Origin of the sequence: Erwinia sp. PPS120 (assembly GCF_047918655.1) — a bacterium.
In the GTDB taxonomy this organism is placed as follows: domain Bacteria; phylum Pseudomonadota; class Gammaproteobacteria; order Enterobacterales; family Enterobacteriaceae; genus Erwinia; species Erwinia tasmaniensis_A.
Genome location: NZ_JBLREF010000011.1, coordinates 100,332 through 116,489, shown reverse-complemented (window position 1 = coordinate 116,489; position 16,158 = coordinate 100,332). Strand labels below are relative to the sequence as shown.

At 56.1% G+C, this 16,158-nt stretch carries 13 protein-coding genes; 4 read left to right on the top strand and 9 right to left on the bottom strand.

All coding sequences use genetic code 11. From position 1 onward, the window contains the following. Positions 1-73: 73 nt before the first annotated feature. Positions 74-1,777: a sugar phosphorylase gene (locus ACLRGG_RS07190; RefSeq protein WP_416249076.1), complete on the top strand. Its 1,704-nt coding sequence runs from the start codon at positions 74-76 to the stop codon at positions 1,775-1,777. Positions 1,778-1,812: 35 nt separating this feature from the next. Here the strand turns inward: ACLRGG_RS07190 and ACLRGG_RS07185 are convergent, their stop codons facing one another. Then, a complete protein-coding gene (locus ACLRGG_RS07185; protein ID WP_416249075.1) occupies positions 1,813-2,082 on the bottom strand; it encodes a YdgH/BhsA/McbA family protein in 270 nt (89 codons plus the stop codon). Between the two features lie 172 nt (positions 2,083-2,254). Continuing rightward, on the bottom strand, positions 2,255-3,031 hold the full coding sequence (bioH, locus tag ACLRGG_RS07180; protein WP_416249074.1) for a pimeloyl-ACP methyl ester esterase BioH: 777 nt from the start codon (positions 3,029-3,031) through the stop codon (positions 2,255-2,257). A 34-nt stretch (positions 3,032-3,065) separates the two neighbouring features. On the opposite strand from bioH, the gene gntX reads away from it, so the two are divergent. Further along, positions 3,066-3,749, top strand: coding sequence for a DNA utilization protein GntX (gene gntX, locus ACLRGG_RS07175; protein WP_416249073.1), 684 nt, complete (start codon positions 3,066-3,068; stop codon positions 3,747-3,749). 58 nt (positions 3,750-3,807) lie between these two features. After that, positions 3,808-4,383: a Fe-S biogenesis protein NfuA gene (nfuA, locus tag ACLRGG_RS07170; protein ID WP_067699907.1), complete on the top strand. Its 576-nt coding sequence runs from the start codon at positions 3,808-3,810 to the stop codon at positions 4,381-4,383. A gap of 4 nt (positions 4,384-4,387) precedes the next feature. On the opposite strand, the gene malQ is transcribed toward nfuA, so the two are convergent. From malQ to glpE, 4 genes are all read right to left on the bottom strand, one after another. Next, entirely contained in the window at positions 4,388-6,448 is a 2,061-nt protein-coding gene (gene malQ / locus ACLRGG_RS07165) for a 4-alpha-glucanotransferase (protein ID WP_416249072.1), read from the bottom strand. A gap of 402 nt (positions 6,449-6,850) precedes the next feature. After that, positions 6,851-7,609: a DeoR/GlpR family transcriptional regulator gene (locus tag ACLRGG_RS07160; RefSeq protein ID WP_416249071.1), complete on the bottom strand. Its 759-nt coding sequence runs from the start codon at positions 7,607-7,609 to the stop codon at positions 6,851-6,853. A 45-nt stretch (positions 7,610-7,654) separates the two neighbouring features. Continuing rightward, positions 7,655-8,470: a rhomboid family intramembrane serine protease GlpG gene (gene glpG / locus ACLRGG_RS07155; protein ID WP_416249136.1), complete on the bottom strand. Its 816-nt coding sequence runs from the start codon at positions 8,468-8,470 to the stop codon at positions 7,655-7,657. A gap of 218 nt (positions 8,471-8,688) precedes the next feature. Further along, positions 8,689-9,015, bottom strand: a complete 327-nt coding sequence (gene glpE / locus ACLRGG_RS07150) for a thiosulfate sulfurtransferase GlpE (protein WP_416249070.1) — start codon at positions 9,013-9,015, stop codon at positions 8,689-8,691. Between the two features lie 225 nt (positions 9,016-9,240). On the opposite strand from glpE, the gene glpD reads away from it, so the two are divergent. Then, positions 9,241-10,749: a glycerol-3-phosphate dehydrogenase gene (gene glpD, locus ACLRGG_RS07145; RefSeq protein ID WP_416249069.1), complete on the top strand. Its 1,509-nt coding sequence runs from the start codon at positions 9,241-9,243 to the stop codon at positions 10,747-10,749. A gap of 132 nt (positions 10,750-10,881) precedes the next feature. Here glpD and glgP read toward each other — a convergent pair whose 3' ends face one another. From glgP to glgC, 3 genes are all read right to left on the bottom strand, one after another. Continuing rightward, positions 10,882-13,329: a glycogen phosphorylase gene (glgP, locus tag ACLRGG_RS07140; RefSeq protein ID WP_416249068.1), complete on the bottom strand. Its 2,448-nt coding sequence runs from the start codon at positions 13,327-13,329 to the stop codon at positions 10,882-10,884. A 21-nt stretch (positions 13,330-13,350) separates the two neighbouring features. Beyond that, on the bottom strand, positions 13,351-14,784 hold the full coding sequence (glgA, locus tag ACLRGG_RS07135) for a glycogen synthase GlgA (protein WP_416249066.1): 1,434 nt from the start codon (positions 14,782-14,784) through the stop codon (positions 13,351-13,353). A gap of 82 nt (positions 14,785-14,866) precedes the next feature. Beyond that, positions 14,867-16,156 carry a glucose-1-phosphate adenylyltransferase gene (gene glgC, locus ACLRGG_RS07130; protein ID WP_416249065.1) on the bottom strand — a complete coding sequence of 430 codons (1,290 nt, stop codon included), beginning with the start codon at positions 16,154-16,156 and terminating at the stop codon, positions 14,867-14,869. Positions 16,157-16,158 lie beyond the last annotated feature (2 nt).

Below are 16,158 nucleotides of genomic sequence, written 5' to 3'. Positions count from 1 at the left end.
GCGGTTTTGCTTCCAGAGTCTACAGTGAAAGTTAACGTAGCTGTCCCAAAATGCGGTGGCGCACTGTATAAAAATGGAAATTATCAACAGCCTGCTCGATAAAATCTATGACCATGCCTTTCCCGCCGCCTGTCGGGAAAGGCTGACAGAAAGCATTCAACATACCCGCAGCGGCATCAACCACCCGCGCAAAGCTCACTGGGATGAAAAAGACGTGGTGCTGATCACCTATGCCGATCAGTTTCGTGAAAGTGACGCCCCTACTCTGCAAACCTTCTGCCGTTTTTATCAGCGCTATCTTCACAACAGTTTTAATCTGGTTCACCTGCTGCCGTTTTTCCCCTGGTCGTCCGACGATGGTTTTTCGGTAATGGATTACCATCAGGTGAGCCCGGCCTGTGGCGAATGGTCAGACGTCGCCGCGCTGCATCAGCGCGTCCGGCTAATGTTTGATTTCGTCTGCAACCATATGTCAGCGCACAGCGCCTGGTTTAAACACTACCTGGCAATGGATCCCGGCTGGGATGATTTCTTTATCAGTATGCCCCCGGCGACCGATCTCAGCAGCGTCACCCGGCCAAGGACCTCCCCTCTGCTTACCCCTTTTACGCTGGCCGATGGCAGCACGCGGTTTATCTGGACGACCTTTAGCGCGGATCAGATTGACCTTAACTTTGCTAATCCCGACGTGCTGGTGAGGATGGTGGAGGTGCTGCTGGACTATCTGGCGAAGGGAGCAGACTATGTCCGACTGGATGCGGTAGGCTATATGTGGAAAACCCCCGGCACCGCCTGCATTCATCTGGAAAAAACCCATCTGCTGGTTAAATTATTTCGCGCTATCGCCAATGAGGTCGCACCGGGTACGGCGATCGTGACGGAAACCAATGTGCCGCACCGGGACAATATCAGCTATTTCGGCGACGGTCAGGACGAGGCGCAGATGGTGTATCAGTTCTCGCTGCCGCCGCTGGTACTGCATGCCATCCATTACGGATCGTCACGCGCGCTGAAGCAGTGGGCCAGCTCGCTGCCGGCGGGCGACGGCAGGACCACCTATTTCAATTTTCTGGCTTCACATGATGGCATCGGCCTGAATCCCCTGAGGGGGCTTTTACCTGAGACGGAAATAGTATCGCTGGTGCGGGATCTGGCGATGGAAGGCGCGCTAATTTCTTATAAAAATAATCCTGATGGTACCGCCAGTCCCTATGAAATTAACGTCACCTATATGGACGCGCTAAACAGTAAGGAGGCGAGCGACGATATTCGCCTGCAACGCTTTATGCTGGCGCATGCGCTGCTGCTGGCTTTCCCTGGCGTTCCCGCTATATATATTCAGAGTATTCTTGGCTCGCGAAATGATATGGCCGGGGTTAAGGCGGCGGGTCATAATCGGGCGGTTAACCGTGAGAAATATGCGCTTCACGACATTGAAGCCGCGCTCGCCAATAAGCAAACGCTGCGCCACCGGGTTTATTACACACTCAGCGGACTGATTCAGCTGCGGATCCGCCAGCCTGCCTTCCATCCTGATAATCCCATGACGGTACTGGAGAGCGATAATGCCCTGTTTGTTTTCCGCAGGCAGGCAATTAAGTCGGAAGAGGATCTGCTATGTGTTTACAACCTTAGCAGCCGGGAAATAACCTGGTCGCCGCCTGAGAGCGGGCGCTACCGTGATATATATCACAATGTCATTATAGAGAACGGGGCTGAACTAACGCTGGCCCCCTGCCGCTGGCTGTGGCTGGAGAGTCATCCGCAACGGCCCTGAGGGAAGTCGGGCGGGTAGAGGCCCCGCCCGCCATATTATTTATAAACGTCTGCCACGGCGCTGAATTTACCGTGCTCACGACCGGCGATAATCAGATAGTATTTACCGCCCTTTTCATCAGCCAGTTTGGATAACGCGTGTCTGGCATCCATCGGTGACGTCGTTTCCGCCGTCGTATTGACCGTGCCGATTTTTTCCAGCTTCATGCTTTTCACTTCTTCTTTGGTGACCTCTTTTGCCGCAAATGCGCCGAAAGAAACAGACCCCACCACTAAAGCAATCGCAACAGTTTTAATCATTTTCATCAAAGATACTCCGGTTAATATTGTTGTAAGGAATAAGCAGCCGCTTGATGATCAGACAGGGAGGAAACCCGGGCCCGCTCCCTGGACAGCTCAGAGGTAAAAAGTAAGCGCCCCTGCTCACCTCACTGATTATTACCGGAAACGAATAAATTGCCAGTTTTGTAAGCGAAAATTAATGGGGGATTTCCAGGGCGAATTCCTTAAGTCGATCGCAAAAAACGTCCGGGTGGGAAATAAAGGGTGCGTGCGCCGCTTTTTCAATAATAACCGAGCGGCTGTCGGGCCATGCTTTATCCAGCACTGGCGCTATCCGGCGCGGGACCAGGCCATCAAGGGCGCCATAAATACGCAGCAGCGGTACGCTAAGCGTCATCATTTCCTGGCGCAGATCGAGGGTACGCAGCGTCTCCAGACCGCCATTTAATACGTCAACCGACGGGGATGGCAGGGCCAGCACCACGCTCTTTAACAGGCGCGCATCCTGACGGGCCGATTCCGTACCCAGCGTTTGCAGGGCAAGGAATCGCTCAACGGTGCGCTGAAAATTTTCGCTAAGCTGGTGCTGAAAGCCGCTTAGCGTTTCGGGCCTGATGCCAGGCCACGCCTCTTCGGCGGTGAAACAGGGGGATGACGCCACGCTGACCAGTCCGGCTACGCGCCCGGGATGCAGCAGCGCCATTTTGCTGGCGAACAGGCCACCCAGTGACCAGCCCAGCCATATCGCCCGCGCAGGCGCCTGCGGCAGCACGGTTTCAACCATCTCCTCAACGGGCATTGCCGGAAAGGCATGGCTGCGACCGTAACCCGGCAGATCGACAAGATGCAGACGAAAATGCGGACTGAGCCGCGCAATGAGATGCTGCCATACACCCGCATTCAGCCCCCACCCGTGCAGCATCACAAGATCGCGATCGCCGTCGCCGATAGTCTGCCAGTAAAGCTGAGTCATCCGTTAATATCCTGTTTTTGCCATGGAGGCCGCTATGCTATCAATCCCTGCCCTCTGTTGGCTATGCCAGATGCCGTTAGCCATCGCCCATCATGGCTGCTGTAGCCTCTGCCTGCGCCACCTGCCCCGTCTGCCCCCCTGCTGCCCACGCTGCGGATTACCCGCTCTGCATGAGAGAACCCCCTGTGGCCGCTGCCTGGTCCACCCCCCGGCCTGGAGCAGGATTATTGCGGTTTGCGGCTGGCAGCCACCCGTTAAGGCGCTGGTTAAGCGCCTGAAGTTTTACCGCGTCACCGCGCTTTCGCTGATGCTGGCCAGGCTGATGCTGCTCGCCTGGCTCGCCGCCCGGCGTCAGCACGGGCTGCGTAGACCGGATGTGATCATGACGGTACCGTTACAGAAGAATCGCGCATGGCAGCGGGGCTTTAATCAGATGGATGACATCGCCCGCTACCTGGCCCACTGCTGCGGCTGCCGCTATCTCCCCGCGGCTCTGAGACGCACCCGTAAGGCAAAAATCCAGCACCGCTTAACTGCATCTGCACGGCGGCGTAACTTACGCGGTGCATTCAGGGTTGAAATTGACGTCAGGGAGCGGCATATCACTCTGCTGGACGATGTGGTCACCACGGGCTGTACCGCTCAGGAAATTAGCCGCATACTGCTGGCCGCCGGTGCGGCCAGCGTAGAGATATGGTGCCTGTGCCGAACCTTGTAGAGCGTCGGCGATGGGCGTATTATAACCAACTAAATTAGTCAACTATTGAGCAATCGCCATGATCCGAATTACTGATTCTGCGCAAGAGCACTTTGCAAAACTGCTTTCGAAACAGGAAGAGGGCACCCAGATCCGCGTATTCGTTATCAATCCGGGTACGCCGACCGCGGAATGTGGCGTCTCTTACTGTCCACCCGATGCCATTGAAGCCACCGACACTGAACTTAAGTTCGACAAGCTTTCGGCCTTTGTTGACGAACTGAGCGCACCCTACCTGGACGACGCTGAAATCGACTTCGTCACCGATAATCTGGGTTCTCAGCTTACGCTTAAGGCACCTAACGCCAAGATGCGTAAGGTCAGTGATGACGCCCCGCTTATCGAGCGCGTGGAGTACCAGCTACAGGCACAAATTAACCCGCAGCTGGCCAGCCATGGCGGCAAGGTTTCGCTGATGGAAATTACCGACGACGGCTACGCTATTCTGCAATTCGGCGGCGGCTGTAACGGCTGTTCAATGGTTGACGTAACTCTGAAAGAAGGCATTGAAAAAGAGCTGCTGGTAGCCTTCCCTGAACTTAAGGGCGTACGCGACCTGACCGAGCATCAGCGCGGCGAGCACTCTTTCTACTAAAACGTCACCGTCTGCGATCCACGTCTTTGATTAAGCGGTTAACGTGCGGATCCGCGAACATCTCCTCCAGCGTGGCGCTCAGTTTGCGCCGCCAGTTGGGGTATTGTTCGGTGGTTCCGGGGACGTTAACCGGCTTGTCCATATCGAGCCAGTCTTCCGGTTGCAGGCCGAGTAAAGCGCTTTCGCTATCAGCAATAAATCGCTGCATGCCGCGATTCAGTTCGTAGCTCATTTTCATCCGGCTGGCTTTTTTGCCGCTGTGCTTTGGCAGGCAGCCATACTGATGCAGCGCGTTCAGCAGGGCCTGTTTCTGCCGGGCGCGATCCTCGTAAAGCCCACGTAAAACGACCTTGTCAGGGTAAAGCCCCAGCCGCTCGCCCAGCGCCAGGTCATCTGCCGTCCAGAAACCCCGTAGCGTAGGCAGGTCGTGCGTCGTGGCGCTGGCCATTGACTGCCGTGGCCATGCCTCGGGGGGTCGGTAGCTGTCCTTATCCTGCTGTTCGAAATAGAGCACCTTCCATGAATAGATACCGCTGTCCCTTAGCAGGGCGACGATCTCCTGTGGGACGGTTCCCAGATCCTCACCGATCACCATGCACTGGTTACGCTGGCTTTCCAGCGCCAGGATCGCCAGCAGATCCTCCACCGGGTAATGGACATAGGCACCAAAATTGGCCGTTTCCCCGACGGGGATCCACCACAGGCGCAGCATTGACATGACATGATCGATGCGCAGGGCGCCGCAGCTCGCCATATTGGCGCGGATCATGTCAATAAAGGGCTGGTAGCCGCGCGCGGCCATCACATGCGGGTCCATCGGCGGCAGTCCCCAGTTTTGCCCAAGCGGGCCGAGGATATCCGGCGGCGCGCCAACCGAGGCGCCCAGGCAGTAGAGCGCTCTGTCGCACCATGTTTCCGCCCCGCCTTCTGAAACGCCAACCGCCAGATCGCGGTATAATCCTACCGGCATTCCCCGCTGCTGGCTAAGCTGCCAGCAGGCGTCAAACTGGCCTGCGGCGATCCACTGAAGCCAGAGCCAGAAGCGGATCTCCCGTTCATTTCGCTGGCAAAACTGCTGCACCGCCTGGCCGTTGGGATCCTGCATCGCCTCCGGCCAGGCTGGCCAGCCCCAGCGCGCCGGATCCTCCTGCAGCATCACGCCATGCAGCGCATCATAGGTCGCCTGCCACCACAGCCCTGACCCACCACCGACAATAAACGTCTCAAATTCGCTCACGGCCGGGTCATCCGCTGTACGCTGCTCAAACTGCTGCCAGGCATGCCGCAGGCCGGCGATCTTCAGCTCCGCCACCCGGGAGTAGTCCACCCAGTCGCTCTGCCTGGCCTTCGCCAGCTGCGCCTGGGTGTTTTTTTGCTGCCACCAGCGCTGAGCAGCGGCGCTCTGCTGAAAGTCCGGCACCGACCCCACGTCGATATAAAGCACATTCAGCCAGCGCCGTGATGAAGGGCTGTACGGACTGGCGTTTTCCGGACTGGCAGGGTACAGCGAATGAATCGGGTTAAGCCCGATAAAGGCGCCGCCGCGATCGGCAAGCTCCGCCAGCATCTGTTTCAGATCGCTGAAATCGCCCATTCCCCAGTTTCTTTCTGACCTCAGGGTATAGAGCTGTACGCAGGCACCCCACAGTTTGCCGCCCTCCCGCAGCGGTTCAGGCTCGAAGCAGCGCGTTGGCGCGATGATAACCCGGCACGTCCAGGCTTTTTTACCCTGGTGAAGATAAAGCTGATGATAGCCAAACGGCAGGTTGCCCGGCAGCGACAGCGCCTGGCCCGCACTTATCTGGTCGCTGTATTCCCGTCCGTTTTCTAACACCAGTCGCCACTGATACTCGCCGCGTCCGGCGATATCGACTTTTACGCCGCGCCGACGGGTAAACACTTTGCAGGCCGGGATGGGACCGGGCTTCGCCCTGCCAGCATCAGACATCGCAGCCAGCAGGCGCTGGCGAACCTGCTGGCTTATTACTTCGGATTCGCCTTTTGCATTGATATAGGTTGCGGCTATGCCCGCTGCCGTGGCTGCCTGCTCAAACTTTTTATCCATCGTCCCGTCCTTACGGTTTGCCCTGCCTGACAGGCTGCTGATCATAATGAAAGGCGCGTTCCACGCTGTGGTTCACCGTTGATAAAAAATGCAATTACAGGCTCTTACAGTTAAGACCGGATCGGATAAAAAAGCTTCCTAAGGGAGAAGATATTCTGGTGTGAGGGCAGCGTTCTGAAAGGGAGTGCAGCATCCATGCTACAACTTGCTAAGGCCAGACGTCAGACAGGCTCAGGAGGCTGAAGATAAGACGTCAGCCACATTCAACATGCCAGGGGTCATGGGTCAGACGTCAGCCACATTCAACATGCCAGGGGTCATGGGTCAGACGTCAGCAACATTCAACATGCCAGGGGTCATGGGTCAGGCGTCAGCCACATTCAACATACCAGGGGTCAGACGTCAGCAAAGTTCAAGGTGCACATCATGCTGTTCAATCATCTTCAGCACGCTCGGTGGCGGCGCTTCATCGGTAAACAGATAATCGATCAGGTTCATGTCACCGAGATTGATCATCGCATTACGCCCAAACTTTGAGTGGTCGACGGCCAGCATCACGCAGCGTGAGTTCTCAATAATTGCGCGTTTGGTGCGCACTTCGTGGTAATCGAAGTCAAGCAGCGAACCGTCCATATCAATACCGCTAATGCCCAAAATGCCGTAATCCAGGCGGAACTGGGAGATATAGTCCAGCGTCGCTTCGCCGATGATACCGCCATCACGGGTGCGTACCTCGCCGCCAGCGATAATCAGGCTGAAGTCGGGTTTCGACATAAGCAGCATCGCAACGTTGAGGTTATTCGTCACCACCCGCAGGTTATTGTGATTAAGCAGCGCATGGGCCACCGCCTCGGGCGTGGTGCCAATATCAATAAACAGCGAGGCACCATCAGGGATGTGGCTGGCGACCCGCTGGGCGATACGCGCTTTCTCCGCTGACCACATTCTCTTACGATCCTGCCAGGCCGTATTTTCAGAGCTGGACGGCAGGGCCGCACCGCCGTGATGACGCTGAATTTTGTTCTGTTCAGCCAGATCGTTTAGATCGCGGCGAATCGTTTGTGGGCTGACGGTAAAATGCTCCACCAGCTCCTCCGTACTGACATACCCCTGACGACGCACCAGCTCAATAATGGCGTCATGACGTTGCGTCTGCTTCACATCGTTCTCCTGTTTTTCGCGACCGTGCCCGCTATACCTACAGGCTCATTTCACATTACGGGTATCAACAAAGGCCATTGCCAGCCCCACCAGCAGTCCGGTCACATGCGCGGCGTTGGCAATCGACAGCCCAAACCACCCCATATAGCCCACCACCAGCCAGACCACCGCGAAGACCATCATCCCGCGCTCCAGATACACGCCGCTTTCGGGATCGCGCTCACCTCTGAGCCAGGCATAGCCCATCAGCGCATAGACCGCGCCGGAGAGTCCACCAAACATTACGCCGCTGAAGCGGGACTGCATCCAGCCGCTGAGCAGGGCGGATATCACCAAAATCACAAAGAGCTTCCCGGCCCCGAGACGTTTTTCAATGGCCCCGCCGAGATACCACCACCACAGCAGATTGAAGGCAATATGGAGAAATGAGAAGTGCAGCAGAGCCGGGGTAAACCAGCGCCACAGCTGAAAATGCTGGTCATTATTGGGCCACGCCAGCCATGACATCACGGTCTGGTCGCCCAGCAGCTGCATCAGGATAAAAACCAGGATACAAAGAGCGATAACCGTTAGCGTAAGCGGCCCCGCCCGCTGAGTGATGTTAGCCATCAGCGAGGATCCCTGATAGCGAAGGCCGCTGGAGGTGGTGCCAGAATGCCAGCTCGCGGCCTGATAGCGCGGGTGATTAGGATCGCGGATAAACCGCTCAAGTTCGTTTTCAACCAGGCTAACGTTTGAATCATCATCCAGCCACAGGATGCTTTGGTTCTCGTGCTCAATCCGGATCGCTACGCCCTGAGTAGCCATATAATCTACAAAGGCCTGCGCCATACGGGGATTGGAAAATTCAGTAATGCGCATCATCGCCGTGGAAGTCCCTGTTTACCATCAAAAAAGAACAGTATATACCTTAAATTATCCGAGTTGCAGGAAGGCGGCAGCATAGTGGATCTCCTGGGGCTTACTCAGGTAAGTGACCGGATAATCAAACGCAGCCAACACACCTGCAACCTGAGGTATGAAGGGGATATCTCACTGTTTTACCGGGTACCGACAGTTACGCTCAACCGTCTCGCCCCCTATGCCATGCTTTCCACCCGCAGCGGGAAAGCAGCCTGCCAGGCTTCGAACCCGCCATCTACGCTATAGACCTCTGTAAAACCCTGACTCAGCAGGTACTGCGCCGCACTTTTGCTGCTGATACCGTGGTAGCACATCACCATTACCGGCGTGGCCGTATCGGTTTGTTCAATAAAGGCGCCGAGAGAGCTATTAGTCAAATGAATCGCACCGGTAGCATGTGCCGTCGCATAGCTTTGCGGATCGCGTATATCGACCATCTGCGCCTGTTTTTCGGTTAGCTGTGCCTGGGCCTGCTGCACGCTGATGCACTGAAATTGATCCATGGTGGTGTCCCGTAAAAGCGAAATGAGATCCATTGTAACGCGAACCCTTAAGACTATAACCCGGATACCCGCAGGGTTAATGGTCTTTTATCGACGCAATAATGTTACCTGCATCACGCATAAATGTTTTTATTCGGTTAACGCTGGCATCAGTGTTGGTTTGCGATTATTATTATGCTCGAAAACGAACATTTGAGAACTATTCCGAACATCGGAGGGGATGACGTGGAAACCAAAGACTTGATCGTAATCGGCGGCGGTATCAACGGCGCTGGGATTGCGGCAGATGCTGCTGGACGCGGCCTGTCAGTACTGATGCTGGAAGCGCAAGATCTGGCCTGCGCCACCTCTTCCGCCAGCTCGAAACTGATCCACGGTGGCCTGCGCTATCTGGAACATTACGAATTCCGCCTGGTCAGCGAAGCGCTGGCTGAGCGCGAAGTGCTGCTGAAAATGGCGCCGCATATCGCATTTCCGATGCGTTTTCGTTTGCCACATCGTCCTCATCTTCGTCCGGCCTGGATGATCCGTGTAGGTCTTTTTATGTACGACCACCTGGGCAAACGTACCAGCCTGCCCGGCAGTAAGGGTGTGCGATTTGGCGCAGATTCGGTGTTGAAACCTGAGATTGTGCGCGGTTTCGAATATTCAGACTGCTGGGTTGATGATGCCCGCCTGGTGGTGTTGAATGCGCAGGAAGTGAAAAAGCGCGGTGGTGAAGTCCGTACCCGTACCAAAGTAACCCGCGCATGGCGTGAAAACGGCCTGTGGATGGTGGAAGCAGAGGATATCGACAGCGGTAAAACCTTTACCTGGCAGGCCAGGGGGCTGGTCAACGCCGCCGGTCCCTGGGTTAAAGAGCTGTTTGACGACGGACTGAAGCTGAAATCCCCCTATGGCATTCGCCTGATCAAAGGCAGTCATATTGTGGTGCCGCGCGTTCACACCCAGAAGCAGGCTTATATCCTGCAAAATGAAGATCACCGCATCGTGTTTGTGATCCCCTGGATGGATGAGTTCTCCATTATCGGCACTACCGACGTCGAGTATAAGGGCGACCCGAAAAACGTGCATATTGATGAGAAAGAGACGGCCTATCTGCTGAACGTGTTTAACAGCCACTTTAAAAAGGCGCTGACCGTTGAGGATATCGTCTGGTCCTATTCCGGTGTCCGTCCGCTCTGTGATGATGAATCGGATTCGCCTCAGGCCATCACCCGTGACTACACGCTCGACGTCCGCGATGATAACGGCCAGGCACCGCTGCTGTCGGTATTTGGCGGCAAGCTGACCACCTATCGCAAGCTGGCTGAACACGCGATGGAAAAACTGGCGAAGTATTATCCTAAGGCAGGCCCGGCATGGACCAAATCCTGCGTGCTGCCCGGGGGCGATATTGCCGGCACCCGTGAAGATTACGCCGCCAGCCTGCGTCGTCGTTATCCGTTTATCAGCGAGGCCATGGCGCGTCACTATGCCCGCACTTATGGCAGCAACACCGAGCTGTTCCTGAAAGAGGCCAAAAGCCTGGAAGACCTGGGCGAGCTGTTCGGCCATCATCTGTATGAAGCGGAACTGCGCTACCTGGTAGCCAATGAGTGGGTGCGTGAGCAGGATGATGCGCTGTGGCGCCGCACCAAGCTGGGTATGTGGCTGAATGACGAGCAGCGCGCGCGCGTTGGGGCATGGCTGGCGCAGCATGCGAAAAAGCCTGCGCTATCGCTGGCTTCTTAATAACGAAATAACGGCGGGACGGGGTAAAACTGCTGTCAGCATTAACCGAGCCTGGGCGAGAAACTGCTGTCAGCTATGGCTGACAGCAGTGCCAACCGCCCCGGTGTGCCACTCCCGCTAATTTACCCTGTTCTAAAGCTGTACCGGCTTAATCCCCCAAATCTCATCCGCATATTCCTGAATGGTACGATCCGAAGAGAAATAGCCCATATTGGCAATATTCGACAGCGCCCTTCTCGTCCACTCGTCGGGATTGCGATACAGCTCATCTACCTTATCCTGCGTGTCCACATAGCTGCGATAGTCCGCCAGCAGCTGATAGTGATCGCCCAGGCTGACCAGGGAGTCAAAAATATCCCGGTACCGCCCTGGCTCCTGTGCGCTGAACAGCCCGGTGGCGATCTGCGTCAGCGCCAGATGAAGTTCGGCATCCTGCTCATAGATTTCGCGCGCGTTATAGCAAGCCGCTCGCAGAGCCTCTACCTGCGGGGTGGTATTCCCGAAGATAAAGATATTCTCTTCGCCAACATGCTCCAGCATCTCAACGTTGGCACCATCCAGCGTACCGATGGTCAGCGCGCCGTTGAGTGCAAATTTCATATTACTGGTGCCGGAAGCCTCGGTGCCCGCCAGAGAAATCTGCTCAGAGAGATCGGCGGCCGGAATAATGATCTGCGCCAGGCTTACGCTATAGTTGGGAATAAAGACCACCTTCAGCTTGTTGCGTACCTGGGGATCGTTATTGATCACCTTCGCCACGTCGTTGATCAAATGGATAATATGCTTTGCCATGGTGTACGCCGAGGCGGCCTTCCCGGCAAAGATGTTGACCCTCGGCACCCATTCCGCATCCGGATCGGCCTTAATGCGGTTATAGCGGGTGATGACGTGAAGCACGTTCAGCAGCTGGCGTTTATATTCGTGAATACGTTTGATCTGCACGTCGAACAGCGCGTGCGGATCGACAACAATATCCATTTTATGCGCGATGAACTCCGCCAGTCGTTTCTTGTTTTTCAGCTTGGAGTCGCTGATTTGCGTCAAAAAGCTGGGGTAGTCGATATACTGCTTCAGCTCGTCGAGCTGGCTCAGCTCGGTGCGCCAGGTCCTGCCGATGGTTTCATCCAGCACGCCGGAGAGCGACGGGTTAGCCAGCGCCAGCCAGCGGCGCGGCGTCACGCCGTTAGTTTTATTCGTGAATCGACCAGGAAACAACGCGGCAAAATCGGAAAACAGCGACTGAACCATCAGCGTAGAGTGCAGTTCCGAAACGCCGTTAACCTTATGGCTAACCACGACTGCCAGCCAGGCCATCCGTATTTTACGGCCGTTATTTTCATCGATAATCGAAATCCGCGCCTGCAAATCCCAGTCGTCGGGGTAGTGCTCCTGAATGGTTTTAAGAAAATAATCGTTAATATCAAAAATAATTTGCAGGTGGCGCGGCAGGATTTTCCCAATCATATCCACGGGCCAGGTTTCCAGCGCTTCCTGCATCAGAGTGTGGTTGGTATAGGAGAAGACCTGACAGGTCACTTCAAACGCATCGTCCCAGCTGTATTTATGCTCGTCTATTAGCAGCCGCATCAGTTCGGGAATGGCCAGCACCGGGTGAGTGTCATTCAGGTGAATAGCAATTTTGTCTGCCAGGTTATCGAAGGTTTTATGCATCGTCCAGTGGCGCGCAAGAATGTCCTGTACCGTCGCCGAGACCAGGAAATACTCCTGTCGCAGCCGCAATTCCCGCCCGGAATAGGTGGAGTCGTCCGGGTAGAGTACGCGGGATACGTTCTCTGAATGGTTTTTATCCTCTACCGCCGCAAAATAATCCCCCTGGTTGAATTTCCCCAGATTGATTTCGTTACTGGCCTGCGCCCCCCAGAGCCGCAGCGTATTGGTGGTATCAGTGTCGTAGCCGGGGATGATCTGATCGTAGGCCATGGCCAGCACCTCTTCGGTTTCCAGCCAGCGGGAGCGACTGCCCTCCTGCTGAATACGGCCACCGAAGCGCACTTTATGGCGGGTGTTGTAGCGCTGGAATTCCCAGGGATTGCCGTATTCGAGCCAGTAATCAGGTGATTCCGCCTGGCGTCCGTCAATGATATTTTGCTTAAACATGCCGTAGTCATAGCGGATGCCGTAGCCGCGTCCCGGTAGCCCCAGCGTCGCCAGCGAATCCAGGAAACAGGCCGCCAGCCGCCCAAGCCCGCCATTACCCAGCCCCGGATCGCTCTCCTCTTCGATCAGCTCCTCCAGGTCGAACCCCATCTCATTCAGTGCGTCGCGGGCATCGTCGTAGATCCCCATGGAGAGCAGCGCGTTGGAGAGCGTCCGCCCGACCAGAAACTCCATCGACAGATAATAGACCTGGCGAACATCCTGCGAGCGCTGTGCGCGATTGGAACGCAGCCAGCGCTCGACCATACGATCCCGCACCGCCAGCAGCGTGGCATTCAGCCATTCGTGCTTGTTGGCGATGACTGGATCCTTACCCAGGGTAAACATCAGCTTATAGGCAATGGAATTTTTTAACGCTTCCACGCTAAGCGTGGGGGCGGTATAGGTAAACGGAGCCTTCATATCAATCTTCCCATTCACTGATTACAACAGACGCTGATAAAGATCGCGGTAGGCCAGTGCGGCCACCTGCCAGCTAAAATCCATCGCCATCGCCTGACGCTGAACGTAGCGCCACAGTGAGGGACGGGACCACAAAACAAAGGCGCGGCGAATGGCGCGCAGCAGCGACCATGCGTTACTGTCCTCAAAGGCAAACCCACTGGCAATGCCGTCGGCAAGGTTTTCCAGCGAGCTGTCATTGACGGTATCCGCCAGGCCACCGGTGCGCCGGACCAGCGGGAGCGTGCCGTATTTCAGCCCGTAGAGCTGCGTCAGGCCACAGGGCTCAAAGCGGCTCGGCACCATAATCACGTCGGCACCGCCCATAATTCGGTGAGAAAACGCCTCGTGGTAGCCAATCTGCACGCCCACCTGCCCCGGATATTCCGCCGCCGCGGCAAGGAAACCCTGTTGCAGAACGGCATCGCCCGCGCCCAGCAGCACCAGCTGACCGCCCTGCTCCAGCAGCCCGGGCAGCGCCTCAAGTACCAGATCCAGCCCTTTCTGTTTCGTCAGGCGGCTGACGACGGCAAAGACCGGCACCTTCTCATCTATTTTTAGTCCCATGGCAATTTGCAGCTGGCGCTTGTTTTCAACCTTCGCATCGAGTACATCGCGGTTGTAGCGCGCGGTCAGCAGCAGATCGTGCGCCGGGTCCCAGATGGCCGGATCAACGCCGTTCAAAATACCGGTTAACCGCCCTTCCAGCTGACGCTGGCGCAGCAGGTCCTCCATACCGTAACCAAACTCAGGCAGGGTAATTTCCCGCGCATAGGTCGGGCTGACGGCCGTAATATGATCGGCAAAAAACAGCCCTGCTTTCAGATAGGAGATCTGACCGAAAAACTCCAGGCCGAACATATTGAAAAAGGACGCGGGCAGCTCTATCTGCTCCAGATGGTGCGCGGCGAACAGCCCCTGATAAGCAAGGTTATGCACGGTGAAGACCGATTTTGCAGGCCGCCCGCGTGCGGCGAGGTAGGCACAGGCCAGGCCCGCGTGCCAGTCATGCGCGTGCACCACCTCCGGTCGCCAGTGGCTATCCACGCCGCAGGCCAGTTCACACCCCATCCAGCCCAGCAGGGCGAAGCGCAGATAGTTATCCGTATAGGCGTACTGCGATTCATCGTGATAGGGGCTGCCAGGCCGGTCGTACAGCCCCGGTGCATCAATGATGTAAATCCCTACGCCAGCAAATTCTCCATAGTGCAGCTCTACACTGCCGGCGAACGTCTGCAGCGTGGCGACAAGCTGGGTATCCTTCACCCCTTTTTTAATATCCGGGAAACCCGGGATCAACACTCTGGTATCAATCCCCTCTGCGATTTGCGCCGCAGGTAGTGCTCCGACAACATCAGCTAGTCCACCCGTTTTTAGCAGTGGAAAAATCTCTGAACAGACATGTAACACCTGCATTATCAACCCCTTAACTGTATGCTGACGCATTGACCCGCATCAGATGTTTTTTTCTTATTTCGGTCCGGCGTTGTGAAAGGCTTTAGCTCCGCCAGCCTAACTTCGCCAACATAGTGCGGGTCACCAGAACAATACCCTCTTCAGAACGATAAAAACGGCGCGCATCGTCATCCGGGTTCTCGCCAATGACGGTCCCCTCAGGAAGTTCACAGGCACGATCAATGACGCAGCGACGCAGGCGACATGAGCGCCCAACCACCACGTCCGGTGACAGAACGGAGGAATCAATATTGCAAAATGAGTTGATGCGTACGCGGGAAAACAGTACCGAATTGACCACCACCGAACCCGAGATAATGCAGCCTCCCGATACCAGCGAATTCATCGTCATGCCATGGCTGCCGGATCGATCCTGGACAAATTTCGCAGGCGGCAGAGGCTCCATATGGGTGCGGATCGGCCAGTCGCGATCGTACATATCCAGCTCCGGCATCACCGAGGCAAGATCGAGGTTAGCTTTCCAGTAGGCTTCAAGCGTACCCACGTCACGCCAGTAGGGCAGTGAGCTATGATCGCTCTGCACGCAGGAGTCGCTAAAGGAATGAGCCAGCGCCTCGCCGGTGGCCACAACCCTGGGCAGGATGTCCTTGCCGAAGTCGTGATTCGACTCCGGCAGCGCCAGGTCTTCTTCAAGCAGCTGATAGAGATATTCGGCGTTAAAGGCGTAAATTCCCATGCTGGCCAGCGCCTGGGTTTTATCGCCCGGCATCGAAGGTGGATCGGCGGGTTTTTCGAGAAAGCCGACCACTTTGTTATCGTCGCTGACCGCCATCACCCCGAACGCGCTGGCCTCTTCAATCGGAACCGGCAGGCAGGCAATGGTACAGTTCGCGCCGTTCTCCACGTGATCCAGCAGCATCCGTGAGTAGTCCATTTTATAGATATGATCGCCGGCCAGGATCACGATGTACTGCGCCTGATAGCGGCGAATAATATCGAGATTTTGGGTGACGGCATCGGCTGTGCCGCGATACCAGTGCTCGGTCGAGAGCCGCTGCTGCGCGGGCAGCAGGTCCACAAACTCATTCATCTCCTCATTTAAAAAGGACCATCCGCGCTGAATATGCTGCACCAGCGTATGGGACTGATACTGGGTGATCACTGCGATCCGTCGGATCCCGGAGTTCAGGCAGTTTGACAGGGCAAAATCAATAATGCGGAATTTTCCGCCGAAGTGGACGGCGGGCTTGGCGCGGGTCGCGGTCAGGTCTTTCAATCGCGTGCCACGCCCGCCCGCCAGGATCAGGGCAACAGTTTGAGATGGCAATTGTCTTGCCAGCATCAGGGGATCGTTCTTATCTAATTTGACCATGT